Origin of the sequence: Nostoc sp. CHAB 5715, assembly GCF_020829685.1 — a bacterium.
Classification (GTDB): Bacteria; Cyanobacteriota; Cyanobacteriia; order Cyanobacteriales; family Nostocaceae; genus Nostoc.
Genome location: NZ_JAIVFR010000722.1, coordinates 1 through 4,013, shown reverse-complemented (window position 1 = coordinate 4,013; position 4,013 = coordinate 1). Strand labels below are relative to the sequence as shown.

Below are 4,013 nucleotides of genomic sequence, written 5' to 3'. Positions count from 1 at the left end.
AGGGTTATTGTCCTTTTGCGCCTCACCTAATTTCAGCAGTGATACGTGTGCTAATATACTCGCTTGTACCCACCGCGACTGCTGCACAGCCACTTGCGCCAGAAAACCGTAGTCACAAGCTAATTGGATTTGACTACCATAAGTTTGATGCAACTCCAGAGACTTTTGAGCAACCGTCTGCAATTCTTGCCATTCTTGCAGATATTGCAAAACTTCAGCGAGTTGACTAATAAATCCAGCAACTATGTCTGGACGACCAGCCACCTGTAAGATAGTCAAGCACTGCTGAAAATAAGATTTAGCTGTGTACCAATGACGGCGGTTTTCTGTTTGATTTTGCTCTGCTAAACGGCAATAACATAGTCCAATATAAAATAGCAAGATTCCCTGTCGCAGAAGTAGTGGAGATGGGGGAGATGGAGGAGATGGGGAAGTAAAGGGAGCAGGGGGGGATGAGGGAGCAGGGGGGGATGAGGGAGCAGGGGGGGATGAGGGAGCAAGGGGAGATGAGGGAGCAGGGGGAGATGAGGGAGCAGGGGGAGATGAGGGAGCAGGGGGAGATGAGGGAGCAAGGGAAGTAAACTCCTCCTCATCCCCCTCATCCCCCTCATCCCCCTCATCCCCCTCATCCCCCTCATCCCCCTCATCCCCTCTCTTCGCCAACTGCTGCCAAATTTGCAAGCTTTGCTGAAAATGGTTCAAAGCTGGATTAATGCGATCGCTAATATAATCATCTAGACCAAAAACAAATTCTAAACTAGCGTGTAATTGTGGCTCTAATGTAATACCACGATTGTGCAACTCTCTAATGGCAAAGTGGAGTTCATAGCTATGTTCCCAGACTTGCTCCACAGTGAAATAATGCTTTGCAACTTGAGGAGGTTGGTGTTGTGCAGTATCGGTTGGTAACACCGTCGCAAATAAAGAGTCAGTTTCCTGTTGCAAAAATTGCAGCAATGATTGAGTTGTCATCTCAAACCGAATTGGTGTCGCGGCCCAACTAGCAAAATCTGGCGCTAAACGCACTACCTTTTGCAACACTTCCTCATTCATCCACACAATCAAAGGAAATGGGTGGCGTTTGCGAAATTCATCACGAATATGATTGATAGAGCTAAGTAGATCATCGAGTCCATCTACTGACTCTAAACCCAAAATCATCAACGCCGATGGCGGATTATCTTCCTTTAGCAGTTGTAAATGAATACTTGTGTAAAGGCTTCTAGCATTATGCGACAGAACTACCTTTTGAATTCGGTGTACTCCTGAAGAGAGTTCTTCGAGTCGTTGCAGCATTCGCTCTTGCAAAACTCGATAATTGCAGCACACCAAAACCAGGGAGAATTGACCGCTAGAAAGGGTAATTGCTCTCCCCAAACTTCGTAAAGCCCGCTCGTTAGCTGCTCTTATATCTGCTTGTGGGTGTCGTTCAACCATGATTGAAATTTTTCCGTCTCTGCTAAAACTGGGTTGACGGCAAACCAAGCTCCTTGATGATCGCGGTATTCAAATACAAATAAACTTCGCAATAAGGCGTGGTATTCTATATCACCTCTGACTCTCTGCTGTTGCACCACCTGAAAGATTAATTCCCACTCATGAGGGTCGATGGCCTTGGCTCGGTAATCCCGTTGTCTTTGAATTACCAATTCGACACAATCCCGCTCAAAGGGTGGATCTTGTTCTCGCAGACAGTCAAACAGTAACCCCAGCAAGTCGCGTACATGACCACCACTAATCAGGCACAATCGATCTAAGGTTTCCAGACTATCAAACACCTCTGTAATTAAGTCTAACCGATCGCTAGGTAAAATGTCTGGAAAAGCTCTAGCTAGCACCATTTGCTGCATCATTGCTAGCCCTTGGGTGAAAATCTCCCCAGAGCGCAGACGTACAGGTATCATCGGTAACATTTTTGGTGCGACTCCTCCCCCTAAACGATGCTGAAGTTCGGCGCTATCGTTGGAGAAAGTCAGAGCTAAGGGAATAGTGTAGACTACATGACAATTCAGTTTGCGTAACTGTTCACCCCGCTCAATAAATAAGTATTCTGGTAGCGATCGCCCCGATGGTAAAGGTCGAATTGCGACTCTATCCAAGTTATCAACAATGACTACCAGTCCTTTTTTACCCCTGGTTTTCAGTTCTTTGTTGGCACGTTCTAGCAATTCTTGATTAATTGACTGTAAAATATTTGCTGTTCGCGGTTCGAGATAATCTCTTAACCGCCGCCGCAATTGGGGACTTTCTTTAGTTTTAGCTGTAATTTTGGCAATCCCTACAGACAATTCTGCTTCTAAGCCAAGGTCAATTGGCGTTTGCAGAAAATCCACAAGTTCACCAAACAACTTGGTAAAGTAGGTAGGTTTGAGCCTAATTTTCATTGCTTCTAGGCTTTGACTTACCTGGCCGGCGATCGCTAGCAAAATATCAGTCACATCCACATCTGCCATTTCTAAGACATGGGTAGACTCAAAGTAAACTACATGAAATTGCTGCACTTCTAACTCAGCTTTGAGCCGCAACAACTCCGTTGATTTTCCACAACCGAGATGTCCTGTAAATAGTTGACAGGTCGGAACATCCGGCGATATTCTAGCAATGGTGCGCTGCAAAGCCTCAATGATTTTACCACCCCGTACCGCAGCAAAATCGATATAGTACCTGCGATCGCTGGCATTTCCTATGATTAGAGGTCTGCTCGGATTGCAAGCTTGATAAAATCTTTCTAAATCTAGGAGCATAACTAATCGAGTTCACTCAGGAATAGGGATCACAAAATCTACTGACTAAATATATTGGTTTTAGGGAATTGAACCCCAGGGCTATTTCGTTCTAAACATCAACCGCCCAGAACTAAAGTTCCGGGCTAATAGCTTAAGTCCACTAAAGTGGACTAAAAGCCTTTCTTAGTCGTCTTTAGACGACTTTTGCTATTAGCCTCAGAATTTATTCTGAGGCGGGCTAGATGAGAATGAAATAGCCCTGATTGAACCCTTAATTTAAATACATCTCATCTAAACTACTAACTAAACTAGCAGCATTCAGGATAATTGTTCAAATATAAGTTATGTGTAGCACATCGTAATGCTGATATTTGATTTTAAGTAAGTAGAAATACTAGCATAAGTACAAAGGGTGCATCCCAGTTTTTATTTTGCTCTTGAGAATAACTGTCATTGCGAGGAGGAACGACGAAGCAATCTCATGGACTCGTTTTGACCTGAAGAATTTTGCGATTGCTTCGTTCCTCGCAATGACATGTAGAAAAGTGGGATGCTCCCAAGTACAAATAGCAAAAAATCCTTACCTTAAATAAGGTACTCTTATGAATATTAAAAATATCCAACACAAAAAAAGGTACTGTTAAGTACAATTTTCTAGTGTTTTTGGATATAGAGTTTTGTTACAGCAATTTTGAGCTTAATCTCGTTCCTAAATCATGATTTTGTTGATGAAAAAGATCCTTTTGTCAATGAAAAAGATGTTTTTGTCAATGAAAAAGATGTTTTTGTCAATGAAAAAGATGTTTTTGTCAATGAAAAAGATGTTTTTGTCAATGAAACAGATCCTTTTGTCAATGAAAACCATGATTTTGCTGATGAAAACCATGATTTTAGCAACAACAGCTTTTGCATTCAGAGTAACGACCTCTGAAAAACGGGAAGTAATCTACACTACAAACCCATTGAGTATAAAATAACGCGATCGTGCAGCTTATCGGGCAAAATATGCTTCAGCACTGCTCCAATTTTGGCATCTTGTCCAACAAGATAGCGTGTCTTGGGTTTTTTTGCAGTGAGCGCATGGAGAACAGCCTGAGCCACAATATCCGCAGAAATTCCCCCAGATGCGATAATCTGCATTTTCTTACGGACAATATTCATCGCCTGTCGATAGAGATTTTGTGCCGTTTGGGGTAAATCCTGCTGTGCTACTTCAGATTGACTTAGGGACTTGTCCCAGATTGGGGTAGCGATCGCACCAGGTTCAATAATTGAAACTGAGATTCC

At 43.0% G+C, this 4,013-nt stretch carries 2 protein-coding genes and 2 pseudogenes; 1 reads left to right on the top strand and 3 read right to left on the bottom strand.

The genetic code is table 11. The features are described from left to right. Both LC574_RS29900 and LC574_RS29895 read right to left on the bottom strand, forming a co-directional pair. Window positions 1-1,437: pseudogene (locus tag LC574_RS29900) on the bottom strand (hypothetical protein); the annotation flags it as partial. After that, window positions 1,407-2,744 (bottom strand): P-loop NTPase fold protein, encoded by a 1,338-nt coding sequence (locus LC574_RS29895; protein ID WP_229457236.1) that lies wholly within the window; start codon window positions 2,742-2,744, stop codon window positions 1,407-1,409. The gene LC574_RS29895 and the pseudogene LC574_RS29900, both read right to left, overlap by 31 nt. Before the next feature lie 673 nt (window positions 2,745-3,417). On the opposite strand from LC574_RS29895, the gene LC574_RS29890 reads away from it, so the two are divergent. Then, a complete protein-coding gene (locus tag LC574_RS29890; RefSeq protein WP_229457235.1) occupies window positions 3,418-3,657 on the top strand; it encodes a hypothetical protein in 240 nt (79 codons plus the stop codon). Between the two features lie 20 nt (window positions 3,658-3,677). Here the strand turns inward: LC574_RS29890 and LC574_RS29885 are convergent. After that, window positions 3,678-4,013, bottom strand: a pseudogene (locus LC574_RS29885) (short-chain dehydrogenase/reductase); the annotation flags it as partial.